This is a genomic window from uncultured Jatrophihabitans sp. (assembly GCF_964246335.1).
GTDB lineage: Bacteria > Actinomycetota > Actinomycetes > Mycobacteriales > Jatrophihabitantaceae > Jatrophihabitans.
The window spans coordinates 27,803-43,709 of sequence record NZ_CAXTQF010000027.1 but is presented as its reverse complement, the minus strand read 5'-3'; the positions used below and the strand labels follow the sequence as shown (position 1 = coordinate 43,709).

The 15,907-nt window shown below is 68.8% G+C and carries 14 protein-coding genes; 8 read left to right on the top strand and 6 right to left on the bottom strand.

The annotated features are described in order from the left end of the window. Positions 1–386: DUF222 domain-containing protein (locus ACFFCN_RS09895; RefSeq protein WP_375491166.1), on the bottom strand; the 386-nt coding region annotated here is incomplete at its 3' end. Between the two features lie 257 nt (positions 387–643). Between ACFFCN_RS09895 and ACFFCN_RS09890 the strand changes: the two genes are divergently transcribed. Continuing rightward, entirely contained in the window at positions 644–1,540 is an 897-nt protein-coding gene (locus tag ACFFCN_RS09890; protein WP_375491164.1) for an alpha/beta fold hydrolase, read from the top strand. Positions 1,541–1,570: 30 nt separating this feature from the next. On the opposite strand, the gene ACFFCN_RS09885 is transcribed toward ACFFCN_RS09890, so the two are convergent. The 3 genes from ACFFCN_RS09885 to ACFFCN_RS09875 are packed head-to-tail and all read right to left on the bottom strand — an operon-like array spanning position 1,571 to position 6,072. Further along, positions 1,571–4,372 (bottom strand): UPF0182 family protein, encoded by a 2,802-nt coding sequence (locus ACFFCN_RS09885; RefSeq protein ID WP_375491162.1) that lies wholly within the window; start codon positions 4,370–4,372, stop codon positions 1,571–1,573. Beyond that, positions 4,344–5,234: an ABC transporter ATP-binding protein gene (locus ACFFCN_RS09880; protein WP_375491160.1), complete on the bottom strand. Its 891-nt coding sequence runs from the start codon at positions 5,232–5,234 to the stop codon at positions 4,344–4,346. The genes ACFFCN_RS09885 and ACFFCN_RS09880 overlap by 29 nt, the downstream gene beginning before the upstream one ends. Beyond that, entirely contained in the window at positions 5,227–6,072 is an 846-nt protein-coding gene (locus tag ACFFCN_RS09875) for an ABC transporter permease (RefSeq protein ID WP_375491158.1), read from the bottom strand. Before ACFFCN_RS09875 ends, ACFFCN_RS09880 begins: the two co-directional genes overlap by 8 nt. Positions 6,073–6,391: 319 nt before the next feature. Here ACFFCN_RS09875 and ACFFCN_RS09870 point away from each other — a divergent pair, with 319 nt between their 5' ends. Next, positions 6,392–8,086 (top strand): AMP-binding protein, encoded by a 1,695-nt coding sequence (locus tag ACFFCN_RS09870; protein ID WP_375491156.1) that lies wholly within the window; start codon positions 6,392–6,394, stop codon positions 8,084–8,086. Between the two features lie 25 nt (positions 8,087–8,111). On the opposite strand, the gene ACFFCN_RS09865 is transcribed toward ACFFCN_RS09870, so the two are convergent. Next, positions 8,112–8,711, bottom strand: a complete 600-nt coding sequence (locus ACFFCN_RS09865; protein ID WP_375491154.1) for an adenylate kinase — start codon at positions 8,709–8,711, stop codon at positions 8,112–8,114. A gap of 125 nt (positions 8,712–8,836) precedes the next feature. On the opposite strand from ACFFCN_RS09865, the gene ACFFCN_RS09860 reads away from it, so the two are divergent. After that, entirely contained in the window at positions 8,837–11,257 is a 2,421-nt protein-coding gene (locus ACFFCN_RS09860) for an endonuclease/exonuclease/phosphatase family protein (protein WP_375491152.1), read from the top strand. A gap of 548 nt (positions 11,258–11,805) precedes the next feature. On the opposite strand, the gene ACFFCN_RS09855 is transcribed toward ACFFCN_RS09860, so the two are convergent. Beyond that, entirely contained in the window at positions 11,806–12,129 is a 324-nt protein-coding gene (locus ACFFCN_RS09855) for a DUF6191 domain-containing protein (RefSeq protein WP_375491150.1), read from the bottom strand. A gap of 90 nt (positions 12,130–12,219) precedes the next feature. On the opposite strand from ACFFCN_RS09855, the gene msrA reads away from it, so the two are divergent. The 5 genes from msrA to ACFFCN_RS09830 all read left to right on the top strand — a co-directional run bounded on the left by msrA (position 12,220) and on the right by ACFFCN_RS09830 (position 15,682). Beyond that, entirely contained in the window at positions 12,220–12,870 is a 651-nt protein-coding gene (gene msrA / locus ACFFCN_RS09850) for a peptide-methionine (S)-S-oxide reductase MsrA (protein ID WP_375491148.1), read from the top strand. An 8-nt stretch (positions 12,871–12,878) separates the two neighbouring features. After that, positions 12,879–13,772, top strand: coding sequence for an Fpg/Nei family DNA glycosylase (locus ACFFCN_RS09845; RefSeq protein WP_375491146.1), 894 nt, complete (start codon positions 12,879–12,881; stop codon positions 13,770–13,772). A gap of 14 nt (positions 13,773–13,786) precedes the next feature. Continuing rightward, the gene (locus ACFFCN_RS09840; protein ID WP_375491144.1) at positions 13,787–14,146 is read left to right on the top strand and encodes a rhodanese-like domain-containing protein; all 360 of its coding nucleotides are present in this window, start codon (positions 13,787–13,789) and stop codon (positions 14,144–14,146) included. 167 nt (positions 14,147–14,313) lie between these two features. Continuing rightward, positions 14,314–15,162, top strand: a complete 849-nt coding sequence (locus ACFFCN_RS09835) for a glycerophosphodiester phosphodiesterase (protein WP_375491142.1) — start codon at positions 14,314–14,316, stop codon at positions 15,160–15,162. A gap of 124 nt (positions 15,163–15,286) precedes the next feature. Beyond that, complete coding sequence (locus ACFFCN_RS09830; protein WP_375491140.1) at positions 15,287–15,682, top strand: ATP-binding protein; 396 nt, start codon at positions 15,287–15,289, stop codon at positions 15,680–15,682. Positions 15,683–15,907 lie beyond the last annotated feature (225 nt).

Sequence of the window (15,907 nt, the reverse complement as noted above, 5' to 3'; positions counted from 1 at the left end):
CTGACAACACCCTGGGCTTGCCCGGCGGCGACGTGGGGGAATACCGGGCCCAGCGCTTCGCCGGTCAACCCGGTACGCGGACCAGCCGCCGCGGCAGCCTTGACCCGGTCATGGGCGGTGGTGGAATTCACCCGCAGCATCTGCTCCAACAGCCGCCCCGTGGTCTTGCAGCCGTGCGCATGCGGCAGTCCGCGCCGCTCAGCCTCGTGAATCCCCCGGTAATCGACCGCGTCCAGGCGCCGGCGCAGCCGCTCGGTTTCGCGCAGCACCGCGAGCACCTCGTCGTCGGTGTCGCCAGTCCTATCAACGGTCAATAGGTCGTCCAGCAGCGTGTGCGCAGCGGCGAGCAGGCCCAGCGCGTGCCCTGCCACCAGCGTATCGCTCATGTATTCGATTCTACCGGGTTGACGGCACGTTGACAACCCTCTACCCCAACAAACACGGGGGGTAGAGCCACGTGAGCGAAGCGTGACCGCCACCCGAAGGCGGCAACAGGCCAGCCAGTCAACTCCTCGTCGCTGCGCTGTTCAACAAACCAAACCGAACGCAACCGCAACCCGATACCGCCCGCGGCCAATTGATCAACTCTCGTGGCCCAGCCAAGCTTGTGGAACGCTCGCCTCAAGCCACCGAGGAGTTCCGCATGACCGATACGGCAACATTCGTCGACAGCGACGGCGTCGAGATCTTCTACCGCCACTGGGCTCCCGACGGGCCACCTCGCGCTTCGGTGGTGGTGGCGCACGGCGCGTCCGAGCACTCGGGCCGCTACAGCCGATTCGCGGGCGCGCTGACCGCAGCAGGCTTCGCGGTGTTCGCCCCGGACCATCGCGGTCATGGCCGCACGTCGGAAAGCACCGGAGTGGGTCTCGCGGGAGCGCACGGCTTCGACGGCATCGTGGCCGACGTGCGCCAGCTGGTCGATGTCGCGGCCGAGACCGCTACGCCCGTGCTGCTGTTCGGCCACTCGATGGGCTCGATCATTGCGTTGCGTTATGCCGAACAGCACCCGCAGACGATTGCCGCGCTTGCCCTGTCCGGCTCACTCGGTGTCATGGCCGGCGCCGAGCAGATGCGCGCCGATCTGCAGCAGGCCGTCGACGCGGGCATGGCCGACCAGCCGATGGACGCCCTGGGTCCGTTCAACGAACCCTTCGAACCAGCTCGAACACCCTTCGACTGGCTGTCGCGCGACGACGCGGAGGTGGACAAGTACCTCACCGACCCGTACTGCGGCACGAATCATCTGCTCACCTACGGCTACATGGCGCAGATGGTGCAGTGCCTGCTCGACGGCATTGCCGACCTCGACGCGCTGCCGTCGACGCTGCCCGTGTTGCTCGCGTCCGGCGGGCGTGACCCGGTTTCCAACGGCGCGACAGCCGTGCGCGAACTCGCCGACCGCCTACGCGCCGCCGGCATCGAAGACTTCAGTGAGGCCTATTACGCCCACGCGCGGCACGAGATCCTCAACGAGACCAACCGCGAGGAGGTCACCGCGGATCTGGTCGCATGGCTCGAACGCGCCGCGCCCCGCTGACCGACAGTCCGCACGACGAAGCGGCGCGCATCAGTTCCGCCCGGACGCCGACCGGATGGCCTGGGCCAGTGCCGCGTTCAGCGTGTTCTGGAAGGACGGATCCCCGTTTCCGTACAACGCGATCACGTGTCGCAGGATGGGGAACGACGCGCTGCCGCTGGACTTCGTGTACACCGGCTCGACATAGAGGATGCGACCGGCCAGCGGAACCGCTGCGAGAGCGCCGAGCACGACCTTCGAGTTACCGCCACGCTGCAGTGTCAGCGCCTCGGTGATCGCGGTGTTCGACTCGATGTCGTTCTGCACCTGCGAAGGTGCCTCTCCGCCGGCCCCGGCCGGGAACCGCAGCACGGTGAACTTGCCGTAGTCGGGTCCGGGTTCGGAATCGACGGAGACGAACGCCGCGAGTTGGTGGCCGTTGAGCGTCACCATCGGACTGGACAGCGAATAGCGCTGCGCTCCGTACCCGTCCGCGGACATCGAGATGTAGCGCGAGGGCAGCGGCGCGCTCGCCGACCCCCCGGACGTGGCGTTGATCGAGTTCGTAGCCGTGGTCGTGGGATCCGTGGGCACCGACCAGAAGTCGTTGCCGCTGTAGAAGTTGCCCGGCTGGGTCACGTGGTAGCGGGCCAGCAGGGAACGCTGCACGTTGAACAGATCCGTCGGGTACCGCATCTGCGAGAGCAACGCGGACGGGATGTGCGACTGCGGCTGCACGAGCTTCGGGAACGCCGACTCCCAGGCGTGCAGCAGGGCGTCCGGGTGCTGTTGCTGGTTCCACTCGTAGAGGGACACGCGGCCTGTGTAGGCGTCGACGACGGCCTTCACCGAGTTGTGCAGGTAGTTGACCTTGGTGTTCGGTTGCGCCTTGGACGCGCCGTTGGCGACGAGCGTGGTGTTGGTCGCCGAGTGCAGGTTGATCTGTTGCGAGTCGGGATAACTGTTCGATGTCGTGTAGCCGTCCACAATCCACTTGATCTTGCCGTCGACCACCGCGGGATAGACGTCACCGTCGAGGGTCAGCCATGGCGCCACCTTCGCGACCCGGGCCGCGGGATTGCGAACGGTCAGCAACTGGGACGCGCTGTTGAGCTCCGAGCTGAACAGGATGTTCGCGTTGTGCATTTGGACGGCGAACAGCAGTCGACGGAAGCCCGAGCCGATCGGGATGCCGCCGTGCCCGGTGTATGTCGTGTGCGCGGACTTGCTCGAGCCGCTGCCCGCCGGGTGGTCGAACTCGAGCTTCTGCTTGCTGCCGGCCGGCTGGCCGACGATCGCGTACGAGCTTCCGGAAGCCTGGCCGAAGTAGATCTGCGGACGCGAAACCGGGATCTGGCGCGCCGGTGGCATGCCGCCGTCGAGGAACACCGGGCTCTGCGTGCTGGGGTCCACCTGGGTCGTCGGTGCGGCGACGATGCCGTAGCCGTGCGTGTACACGAGATGTGTCTTCACCCAGCTGTTGCCGGGGATGCCGCCGGCGCGTAGTTCGCGCGCCCCCAGCACGACGTCCTGCGACTTGCCCGCGACGGTGTAGTGGCTGACGTCCAGGGTGGACTTGAATCCGTAGTAGGCCTGCAGCTGCTGCTCGACGTTGAACGTCGGCGAGATCTGGTTCGGGTCGATCACCGGCGTCTGCGCCGTCGTACCGGCCAGCTGCGTGATCTGCGTGCTGTCGCCGGTGTTCGAGGAGTTGGAGTTGTAGCCGACGGTCGTGACATCGCCGTCGAGACCGAAGGCGGCGCGGGTGGCCTGCTGGTTGTGTTTGATCTCCGGCAGGTCCAGCTTCGACGCGCTCGGTGCCTCGCGGAAATGGAAGAGCAATCCCGGCCACGCGCTGCCGGCCAGCAGCGCGACGACCACGAAGAGGGCGACGACGCTGACGTAGCCGCGGACATGTCCGAGCATCCGGCGACCGCGGCCGACAGCGACGGCGTTCACGATCAACGCCGCCGCACCGAGGATCGCCAACGACATCAGCACGTAGGCCGCAGGCAGCGTCGCGTTGACGTCCGTGTAGCCCGCGCCGGTCACCGGCCCGCGAGCCGACGTGGTGATCGAGTACCGCGACTCCCAGTAGCCGAAGGCCTTGAGTACCAGGTACCCGGCCGTCAACACCGACATCAGCCGCACCATGCCTGCGGTGACCTTCTGCCGCCCGCGACGCAGCCGCCAGGTTCCGTACCAGTAACCGGCGATCAGCGCGATCAACAGGCTGTAGCCCACGGCCTGGAGCAGGAGCCCGATCACCATCTGATGGAACGGATAGACCTCGACGAAGAACGCACTGTCCTTGTGGAACGTCGGGTCCGTCGTGTGGAAGGGCGCACTGTGCGCCCACAACAGATAGGTCTGCCACCCTGCGGCGGCGCGCTGGCCGACGAGGATGCCGGGCACGATCGCGGCGAGGGCGACGAGCAGCCTGCCGTAATGACGTTCGTAGCGGCGGAACGTCCAGCGGAAGGTGTCCAGATCGGCGGAGAACTCCAGGCCGGGACGGACCCGGCGCAGTGCGATGAGCGTCGCGGCGCCGATCGCCGCGCCGATCACGCCGAAGACGACGAACAACACCACCTTGGCCTCGATGGTCGTGGTGTAGACCGAACCGGCCCGCACGGAGTCGAACCACATGTAATTCGTCGCGATCGCGATGAGGACACGGAGCAGCACCGCCACGACGAGTAGCGCGATCAGCGCGATCAGCAGGCGGGCGCCCCACCGCTTGAGCGCGGTGCTGCGGCGGGTCAGACGGCGCAGCATCGACCCGCCGGTGGCGAGCTTGGGGAAGCCGCCCGGGACCGTCGGCCTAGAAAGAACTGGGCTCGGCGTGGACACTCTGTTCTCCGGACTTCGCGTAGGGGCCGGGCGCGTGGGGGCGACCTCGGTCGTGACGGTTCTCGTAGGCGTCGACGACAGTGTCGGCGTCGCCGTCGAGGATTATGCGGCCCTTCTCGAGCCAGATCGCGCGAGTACAGGTCTCACGGATGATGCCGAGTCCGTGACTCACGAGGAACACCGTGCCGGCCTGCTCGCGCAGTTCGAGAATGCGCTTCTCGCTGCGCCGCCGGAAGCTGGCGTCACCCGTCGCCAGCGCCTCGTCGATGAGCAGGATCTCGGGGGCGCGGGCGGCGGCGATGGCGAACCGGAGCCGCGCACCCATGCCCGAGGAATAGGTACTCATCGGCATGTGCACGAACTCGCCGATGCCGGCGAACTCGGTGATGGCGTCATACTCCTCGATGATCTCGTCCGGCGTCATGCCGATGGCCAGGCAGCCGAGCACGATGTTCTGGTCGCCGGACATCCCCGCCATCATGGCCGCCGAGACGCCGAGCAAGGACGCCTGGCCGCGGGTCCAGACCGCTCCGTGGGACGGCGCCATGAGCCCGGCGATGGCACGCAACAGCGTGGACTTGCCCGAGCCGTTCGGTCCGATCAGACCGATCGCCTCGCCGCGATAGGCCGCGAAGCTGACGCCGCGGACCGCATGGATGGAGCGTTGCCCCGGCTGCGGTTCGCGCAGCAGCAGCCGCCGCGCTGCCGCCGGGCCGCCGCCCTTCTTGCCCTTGCCGACGACCCGGTAGACGAGGTGCACGTCGTCGACGACGACGGTCTGCTCGGCGGGTTCGGCCGTGGGCTCGAGTGCGACACTTGCCGCCAGCTCGTGGATGCGCTCGGCCCGTGCGGGGTCAGACATTGCCGTACTCCTCCTCTCCGCGCCAGAAGTACAGGTAGCTCGTCGCGAGCAGTCCGACCCCCCACGCGAATCCCAGGAGCCAGTCGGTCGGCGTCGCGGGGTTGCCGGTCAGCAGCGCGCTGCGGGCCAGCTTGAGGTACACGGTCCCGGGGTTGACGTTGAGCGCCGTGCCGACCCACTTCGGCGAGTTCTGGGTGAACACCGCAACGCTGTACATCACGCCCGAGGCGTACATCCACATCCGCGCGACGAACGGCAGGACCTGGGCCGTATCGGGGATCTTGGCCCCCAGGCGCGCCGCGACGAACCCGAGCCCGAGGCAGAACATCGACTGCAGCGCGATCGCCGGTATCAGCTCCAGCCAGTGCCAGGTGATCGGCTCCCCGCTGACGAGAAGAATGGGGATCATCACCACCAGCGAGTAGAGCAGCTGCAGCAGTGCGACCAGGGTGGTAGACAACGGCAGGACGGCGCGCGGGAACTGCAGTGCCCGCACCAGCCCGAGGTTGCTGGTGATGGCCCGGGCGCCCGACGTGAGCGAGGACGTACAGAACGCGAAGACGAAGACGCCGACCGTCAGGAACGCGATGAAGTTGGGGACACCCCGGTTGGTCTGCAGCAGCAGCCCGAAGACGAGGTAGTAGACCGCGATGTTGAGCAGTGGCGTCAGCAGCTGCCATGCCTGGCCGAGGAAGCTGTCCTGGTAGCCGACCGAGTTGGACGCGCTCGCGTACGCGTTGATGAACCACCGGCGGTGCCACAGCCGGCTGGTGTACTCGTCGATCGGCAGCCGCGCCCCGGCTCGTTGCAGGCCGGGAGCGGGCCCGATGCGCGTCACGGGGTGCCCCGCAGGCGTTCCGAAGGCACCTGCCCGCCGCTGCGGTGGTGCATCGCCGGCGACGGTAGGCGGCGCATTCCCGGGTTCACGTGTCTCAATATCCATACCAATGCGGCGTCCGGGCCAGACCCGCACAGCCCGGCAACAGCGTAATTCGCGGCGCCAGCCTACTGGCCGGTGCGCGGATCGGCCGCGCGCATCGCCGCTGCGCGGCGTTGCAGAGACGCGACGCTGCCACGTTGCGCCCGGCCCCGGCACGGGCCGTCGCTGCCCGAAATCTCGGCTAGGCGAAGTGCCTACTCGCTGGTAGGAACACGAGGTGGACATCTTCGCCCTCGCGCGTCAGGTAGTCGAACGAGCCGGTCAGGAAGCCGCCTACGCGGCCACCCTGCTGCAGGCGCGCGGGCCGGGCGTGGCGCTGACCCCGCCGCACAAGTTGGTCGGGCCGCTGCGTGACGTCGCCGAGTACGGCCCGGCCGGCGGTGCCGTGTCCCTCGCCGTCGCCAGCTACGGCAACCGCGCTGCGATCATCGATGAACTCGGCGAGGTGACCTTCGACGAGTTCGACAAGCGCAGCAACGCGCTCGCCAACGGACTGCTCGACCAGGGCTTCCAGAGCGGGGACGGCCTGGGCATCCTGGCCCGCAACCACCGCTACCTGTTCGAAGCGATCCTCGCGGGCGCGAAGCTGGGCGCGCGAACGCTGTTGCTCAACACCGACTTCGCCGGCCCGCAACTGTCCGACGTCTGCGACCGCGAGGACGTCACCGCGCTCATCCACGACGACGAGTTCACCAAGGTTGCCGATTCCGTCGACCCGTCCGGCGGGAAGTGGGTGGCCTGGACCGACGCCGACGAGCCCGGTGAGGGCACCGTCGAACACCTCATGGCGAGCGCGAAGGACAGCCGCCCGCGACGCCCCGGCAAGAAGCAGAAGATCATCCTGCTGACCAGCGGCACCACCGGCACGCCCAAGGGCGCCCCGCGCGACATGGCGATCTCGCTCGCCCTTCCCGGCGGCTACCTGTCGAAGATTCCGCTGCGCTCGGGGCGCAAGATCGTGCTGTCCTCGCCCGGGTTCCACGCGTGGGGGCTGCTCAGTTCCATGCTCTCCCTCGGTCTCGGCAACACGATCGTCACCGCCCGCAAGACCGACGCCAAGTTCACCCTGCAGGCCATCGACGAGCACGATGCCGACGCGTTGATCACCGTGCCGATCCTTCTTTCGCGCGTGCTGGAGGAAGAGGACGAACTGAAGAAGCGCGGCCACGACTCGCTGCGCGTCATCGCGCTGTCCGGGTCGGCGTTGTCGCCCGACCTCGCCGAACGAGCGATGGACACCTTCGGCGACATCGTCTACAACCTGTACGGCTCGACCGAGGTCGCGTACGCCACGATCGCGACACCGCAGGACATGCGCGACGCACCCGGCACGGTGGGCCGCCCTCCGCAGGGCACGAAGATCAAGCTGTTCGACGAGGACGACAACGAGGTCGCGCAGGGTGAGTCGGGGCGCATCTTCGTCGGCTCGTCCATGCAGTTCGAGGGCTACACCGGCGGCGGCAGCAAGACGACCGTCGAAGGCATGATGTCGACCGGCGACATGGGTCATTTCGACGAGCAGGGCCGGTTGTTCGTCGACGGCCGCGACGACGACATGATCGTGTCCGGCGGCGAGAACGTCTTCCCGGCCGAGGTCGAGGACCTGCTGGGCAGCTACGACGGGGTGCAGGAAGTCGCGGTCGTCGGTGTCGACGACGACGACTACGGCAAGCGGCTGCGGGCCTATGTCGTGACCACAGACGGCGCCGACCTAGACGAGCAGAAGCTCAAGGACCACGTCAAGAGCAACCTCGCCCGCTACAAGGTGCCGCGCGAGATCAAGTTCATCGACGAGATCCCCCGCAACCCGGCCGGCAAGGTGATGAAGCGCAAGCTGCCGGACATGGAAGGCGAGAGCGAAGCCGAGAACGACAAGGCCAGCTCCGACAACTCCGGATCCAGCGAGGACTGAGCGCGAGCGCTCGCCGCGCGCTGGGTCAGCCGACGGACTCCAGCGCACTCATGATCTCGGCGGTGACGGCGTCTTCGTCCTGGTCGGCGTTGACGACGTGCAGCAGTCCGCGTTCGCGGTAGTACTCCACCAGCGGGTGCGTCGCCTCGTCGAACACCTTGAGCCGGTTGCGGACCGTCTCCGGGTTGTCGTCCGAGCGGCCTTCGACGTCGGCGCGAGCGAGGATGCGGCGACTCAACTCCTCGCGCGGCACGTCCAGGTAGATCACCGCGTCCGGACCGGCGGACGCCATCTCGGCCAGCTTGCGCGCCTCGACCGCCTGCTCCACGGAGCGCGGGAAGCCGTCGAGCAGGTACCCGTTGCGGTCGGCGGCCGCCAGCACGCGCGGCATCAGCAGACTGATGATCACCGCGTCCGGGACGAGGTCGCCCTTGCGCATGAGTTCGCCGACACGCTCACCGAGCGGGGTGCCGTTCTCGACCTCGTCGCGCAACAGGTCGCCGGCCGCGATGTGCGCGACGTTCAGGCGTTCGGCAAGACGATCGCCCTGAGTGCCCTTACCCGAGCCGGGCGGACCGATGAGCAGCACATTCATGGCGTAACCCTGCCATTGCGGAACTGCCATACCGACACCGGGTCGCGAAGGCCATGATCGCCTCCACCTGATCGCCACGCCGTCACCGGCTGGACACCCACGCGCCATCCTTCCACGCCATACTTCGGGCGAATCACTCGAAACATGGAGGAATCGTGCGTCGTATCCGTGGCCTCGTCGCGACCGGCACCGTCGCCCTCACGGCAGCCGGACTCGCCTGTGCCGTAGCCCCTCCCGCACAGGCAGCCCCGTCGCACACGGTGGTCGTCAGCGAGGCCTACGGCGGGGGCGGCAACAGCGGCGCGACGCTGAAGAACGACTTCATCGAGCTGCAGAACGTGCAGTCGACGGCGCAGGACCTGTCCGGCTACTCGGTGCAGTACCTCTCGGCTGCACCGAGCGCGTCGTCCAGCTGGCAGGCGACACCGCTGTCCGGCAGCGCCCCGGCCAGCGGCCACTACCTCGTCCAGGAAGCGGCCGGCACCGGCGGCACGGCCGACCTGCCGACCCCGGACGCCACCGGCACCATCAACATCAGCGGGACCGGCGGTACCGTCGCGTTGGTCCGCGGGACGACGCCCCTCACGTGCAAGACCACCGCCGACTGCGCGAACGACACCTCGATCCTCGACCTCGTCGGCTGGAACGGCGCTGCGGTGCACGAGGGCACCGCGGCCGCGCCGACCACCAACACGACCTCCGTGCAGCGGGCCGCGGCGGGCACCGACACCGACGACAACTCCGCGGACTTCACGGTCGCGACGCCGACCCCGCAGAACTCCGGCGCCGGGAGCACCGGCGGCGGTGGCACCCCGACGCCGGGCAGCACGCGCATCCACGACATCCAGGGCAGCTCGTTCGTCTCGCCGCTGGACGGCAGCACGGTGACCAACGTCCCGGGCATCGTCACGGCCTTGCGCACGTCCGGCAGTAAGGGCTTCTGGTTCCAGGACCCGACCCCGGACACCAATTCCGCCACGAGCGAGGGCGTGTTCGTCTACACGTCGAGCGCGCCGACGGTGCAGCCCGGCGACTCGGTGCTCGTCAGCGGCACGGTCGACGACTACTACCCGCTGGCCAGCGGTGACTCCGCCAGCACCACCTCGAACCTGTCCGTCACCGAGATCAGCAAGCCGACCGAGACGGTGCTCTCCAGCGGCAACGCGCTGCCGGCGGCGCTCGTGCTCGGCCCGGACACGGTGCCCGACACCTACGCGCCCGACCTCGGCGGCAAGAACATCGAGAACACGCCGATCACGCCCAGCCGCTCGGCGCTGGACTTCTTCGAGTCGGTCGAGGGCATGCGCGTGGAGGTCGACGACGCCCGCGTCGTCGGGCCCTCGGACTCCTACGGCGAGCAGTACGTGACCACGAAGCCGAACCAGGACCGCACGTACCGCGGCGGCACCGAACTGCTCGGGGAGAACCAGACGCCCTCCGGCCGGCTCGAGGTCGTGCCGCTGACCGGGCCGAACCTGGGCCTCGACGTGGGTGACGTCCTGCAGGGCGCCACCGTCGGACCGCTCGACTACTCCCTCTACGGCGGTTACGACCTCGCCGCGAGCACGGTCGGCACGGTGCAGCACAACGGACTCGCGCCGGTGACGGCCACGGCCGCGAGCAAGAAGCAGCTGTCGATCGCCACCTACAACGTGGAGAACCTGTCGCCCAAGGACCCCCAGACCAAGTTCGACGCGCTGGCGAAGGGCGTCGTCACCAATCTGGCCACGCCGGACATCGTCGCGCTCGAGGAGATCCAGGACAACGACGGGCCGACCGACGACGGCGTCGTGGCGGCCGACCAGACGCTGAACCAGCTCACCTCGGCGATCATCGCGGCCGGCGGCCCGCACTACGACTATCGCGAGATCGATCCGGTGAACGATTCCGACGGCGGCCAGCCGGGCGGCAACATCCGCGTCGCGTTCCTCTACAACCCCGCGCTGGTCACCTTCGTCGATGCCGGCTCGCCGTCGACGAACCGGTCCACGAACGGCACGGATGTGGTCAAGAAGCACGGGCAGCCGGCGCTGACCCTCTCGCCGGGACGCATCGACCCAACCAACCCCGTGTGGAACTCCAGCCGCAAGCCGCTGGTCGGCCAGTTCACCTTCCGCGGCAAGAACGTGTTCGTCGTCGCCAACCACTTCGACGCCAAGCTGGGCGACCAGAATGCCGACGGCCGCTACCAGTACCCGGCGCAGGCATCCGCGACGCAGCGCGCCGGTCAGGCCCAGGTCGTGCACGACTTCGTCGCCAAGCTGCTCGCCGTCGACAAGGGCGCGCAGGTGGCCGTCGTCGGCGACCTGAACGACTACCAGTTCAGCCCCGCGCTGGCGGCCCTGCGCACCGGCACGGCGGACGGCTCGGGCAAGGCGATCCTGACCGACCTGATCACCGGGCTGCCGGTCGACCAGCAGTACACGTACGTATATGACGGGGTCAGCCAGGTGCTCGACCACATCCTGGTCACCCCGAAGGTGCGTGGGGTGCAGTACCAGGTCGTGCATGTTAACGCGGAGTTCCACGACCAGGTCAGCGACCACGACCCGCAGGTCCTCGACTTCGTTCCGTAGCCAGCGCCCGGGCACGTACGGTGAGCGGAATGGGCGGTTTCGGCACCTCGCCCAGAAGGTGCCGAAAGCTCCCGGCCCCCGAAAAGCGGGGGCTGCGCGCCTCTCGGCGCGTCGCAAAAAAATTTTCCGGGTTAGGTGTTAGAGCGCTCGGTTACGCTGGGTACTTGTAGCTTCGCCAGACGTTAGGTTATCGTTAGGAAAATACCCTAGATGTCCGGTTTAGCTGGACAGATGGACCAAGCTAAACAATTCCATGAAAAAAGTTCAGAACTCACCTTGACTTTATTTCCGGACTAAGTCATCGTAGTTCTCGTCACCGGGCAGAGGCCGCGGATGACACAAAAGCAATCGTTCGGTGCCGGTGAATCCCCCGCTTACCGGAATCGGACGATGGCGACGGCAGCGCCCCGGTGAATCCCCCGCTTACCGGAACGATGTCGACGCGAAGCACGGGCCCCCGGTGAATCCCCCGCTCACCGGGGGTTTGTGCTGTCTGCGGTCTGTTCGGCCCGCAGCGTCTCGGCCTGCAGCGTCCTCGGCCCGCAGCGTCAGTCGAGCTTGCGGCCGCGCCGCGCGGCGGCCCGGATCTGTGCCGGGGTCGGCTCGCCCGTGCGGTGGCGCTGCACCTTCGGCCCTCGGCGCGTGGTGCTCCCCGCGTCCTGCTCGTCGGCGTCCCCGACAGCCGTCGCGTCACTGTCCTCGTCGCTGTCGTCAGCGCCCGCCGCGATGCGCACCTTCCCCGACTCCAGGTCGATGCGCCGACCGCCGGAGTTGTCGCCGACCTCTTCCCGGGTGGACTGCAGGCGGCGCTTCTCCTCGTCCATGTGCCGCTTGGCGGGGTTGAAGATGGTGTCCAGGCCCCACTGAGTCATCAGCAGCTCCCGCCGCGCGCCGTCACGAGCGGCTCCCGCGACACCTTCGGTCCATGGCACCGAGCGTACGTCCTGCGTAGCCTCGGATACATGCTGTTCTCACGTCACAAGACCGAGCTCGTCACCCCGGATCGCGCGCTGGCCGGCCGTGACCATTACGAGTTCGACGTGCCGGACACTCACTACGTCACCGGCCGGCCGATCAAGGCGCCGTTCCCCGAGGGCTACCAGCAGGCCGTCTTCGGCCTCGGCTGCTTCTGGGGCGCCGAGGAGGTCTTCTGGCAGCAGCCGGGCGTATGGACGACGGCGGTCGGCTACGTCGGCGGCGTCACTCCGCACCCGGACTACGAAGAGGTTTGCTCCGGCCTCACCGGGCACACCGAGGCTGTGCTGGTGGTCTTCGACCCGGCCGAGACCGACTACGCCACGATCGTCGCCAAGTTCTTCGAGGTGCACGACCCGACTCAGGGCATGCGGCAGGGCAACGACGTCGGCACGCAGTACCGCTCGGGCATCTACTACACCGACGAGTCCCAGCGCGAGATCGCCGAGCGGGCGAAGGCGGTGTTCGCCGAGACGCTGGACGGGCTCGGCTACGGCGCGGTCACCACCGAGATCGCCCCGCTGCAGGAGTTCTACTACGCCGAGGGCTACCACCAGCAGTACCTCGCGAAGAACCCGTTCGGCTACCGCTGCCACAGCACCACCGGCATTACGTTCCCGCTCGAGAAACTCGCCTGACGCAGGCCATGCCGGAACTTCCCGAAATCGAGGCGCTGGCCTCCTACCTGCGTGAGCGCGCGGTGGGACGCACCATCCGCCGCGTCGACGTCGCCGGGCTGAACACCGTGCAGACCTTCGACCCCCCGCTCTCGGCGCTCACCGGCGCAATCGTCGTCGACGCTGCACGGCACGGGAAGTACCTCGACCTCGTCGTCGCGTCCGAAGCCGCAGGGGAGGTGCTGCACGTCGTCGCGCACCTGTCGCGGGCCGGGTGGCTGCACTGGCGCGAGTCACTGCCGGCCGCTGCGCTGCGCCCGGGCGGTAAGGGCCCGATCGCCTTCCGGTTGGCTTTGGATCCCGAGTTCGAGGACGGCCCGGTCGCCGGGTTCGACCTCACCGAGGCCGGGACGCGCAAGCGGCTCGCGGTCTGGGTCGTCCGCGATCCCCTCGACGTACCGCGGCTCGCCCAGCTCGGACCGGACGCGCTGACCATCAGTCGCGACGACCTCGCCCGGCTGCTGGCCGGCCAGCGGGCGCAGCTCAAGGGGGCATTGACCGATCAACGGGTACTCGCCGGTGTCGGCAACGCGTACTCCGACGAGATCCTGCACACGGCGCGCCTCTCGCCGTTCAAGAACGCCGCCAAGCTCACCGACGACGAGGTCACCCGGTTGCACGAGGCGATGTACACGACGCTGCACGACGCCGTCGAACGGTCGGTCGGCCAGAAAGCGGCGACGTTGAAGTCGGAGAAGCGCAGCGGAATGCAGGTGCATGCCCGCACCGGCCTGCCCTGCCCGGTTTGCGGCGACACCGTGCGCGAGGTCAGCTTTGCCGACCGCAGCTTCCAGTACTGCCCGACCTGTCAGACCGAAGGCCGCCCGCTCGCCGACCGGCGGCTCTCGCGGCTGGTCAAGTAGCTACGCTCGATTTCGTGCAGCCGAACAACGTGCCCGCCGTGGATGTCGCCGCGGTCGCCGGCGACCCCGCCGAGCGCGACGTCGTGCTGCTCGACGTGCGCGAGCCGCAGGAGTGGTCGGCCGGGCACATCGACGGCGCGCTGCACGTCCCGATGGCGCAGCTGCCCCAGCAGATGAACCACGACCCCGGCCCGCTCACCCCGGATGCGTCGATCGTCGTGGTGTGCAAGGTCGGCGGACGGTCCGCGCAGGTCACCGCCTGGCTGCGCCAGCAGGGCTACGACGCGCGCAATCTCGACGGCGGCATGCTGGCCTGGGCCGCCGCGCGGCGACCGATGGTCAGCGAGGACGGCGGCCCGGCGCACGTCGCCTGAGCTCAGAGCGGCCACGCGACCGAGTCGGACGCCGACTACCGCTCACCGGGCGATAACCTGATGATCACCAATTGGCCACCCGTGCGAGCGACCGTGATGACGTGCTCTCCCTGGCAGTACGCCGGAGCGGTCCGGTGAGGCCGGCCCGGCAGCCTCCGACACGGCCGATGCTCGTCGCGCACCGCGGCGCCTCGGACACCGTCGCCGAGCACACCCTCGCCGCTTACGAGGCGGCCATTGCCGCGGGCGCCGACGCCCTGGAGTGCGATGTCCGGTTGACGCACGACGAGCACCTGGTGTGCGTGCACGATCGCCGGGTCGACCGCACGTCCGACGGGCACGGCGCGGTGAGCGACCTGGATCTCGGCACCCTGGATGCGTTGGACTTCTCGTCCTGGCACGGCGACCTGCCGGCGTCGGCGGACGCGCTGCTCGACGATTCGCCGTACCACGCCGGCGTCGCTGCTGACCGGGTGGAACACGGCGGCGGCGTGCTGACCCTCGACCTGCTGCTCGGGCTGGTCCGTGACTCCGGCCGCGACATCCGGCTGCTGATCGAGACCAAGCACCCGACCCGGTACGGCGGCCTGGTGGAGAAGACGCTCGTCGACACCCTCGCCCGCTTCGGCTGGGCCGGCCGCTCGGGCCCGCCGGCCAGCCTGCGCGAACCCGCGGACATGTCCAGTCCGGTCGTGGTGATGAGCTTCGCGCCGACCGCACTGCGCCGGGTCCGGCTGATGGCGCCCGACGTGCCGACCGTCCTGCTGCTGGAGCGCCTGCTGCCCACGCACCGCGCAGCCTTCCTGCCGGCCGGCGTCCCGATCGCCGGGCCCGGCCTGCAGGTGCTGCGCGCCGACCCGCAGTTCGTCGAACGCGCCCACGCGCGGGGGCTGCCGGTGTACGTGTGGACCGTCAACGAGCCCGCCGACCTGGATTTCGTGCTCGACCTCGGCGTCGACACGGTCATCACCGACCGGCCCAGCGAGGTCCGGGCCGTGCTCGACGCCCGCGTCTGAGCGTCCCGCCGCCGCCCGCGGGCGGCGCGATCGATGTACCAAACGCCCGGATAGTGACGTGCGCACTGTTTACCTCTGGATGACGTCCGGGCACAACTGTCCATGACGAAAACGGGGAGGAGCCATGGACGTGGGTGCATTGGCGGTGAAGCACGATGCGGCGAGCGCTGCGATCGTCCGAGCCGCTATCGCCGACGACCTCGCGCGTCACGCGGTACCCGACGACGCGATAGGTGACGTCCTGTTGGTTGCCAGCGAGCTCGTCGGCAACGCCGTGCTGCACACCTCGGGGGAGATCGGCGACGGTCTGGACGTGCACTGGGACGTGTTCGACGACCACGTGTTCGTCGAGGTGCACGACCCCAGCTCGGACCTGCCACAGCAACGCGTCGCTGCCGACTCGGATTTCGGCGGGCGCGGCCTCGCGATCGTCGCGGCGATCTCCAGCGACTGGGGGGTACGCAGCACCCGCACGGGCAAGCGCGTGTGGGCACGGGTGCCGGTCACCCCGGCGGCCTGATCCCCGGACTCGCCTAGGACTCGCCCGGGCCCGAGCGCGTCAGCTGATCTCGAGCTGACCGGGCAGGCTGCGCAGCATGCGCAGGACCACCGACAGCGTCGCGAGATCGGCATCGTCCTTGATCATCGCGCCGCGGATCGTCGCGGGGGGGGGCGGGCCCCCCCCCCCGGGGGGGGGGGGGGCCCGGGGGGGAGGGGGGGGGGGCCGGCGGGGGGGGGGGGGGGG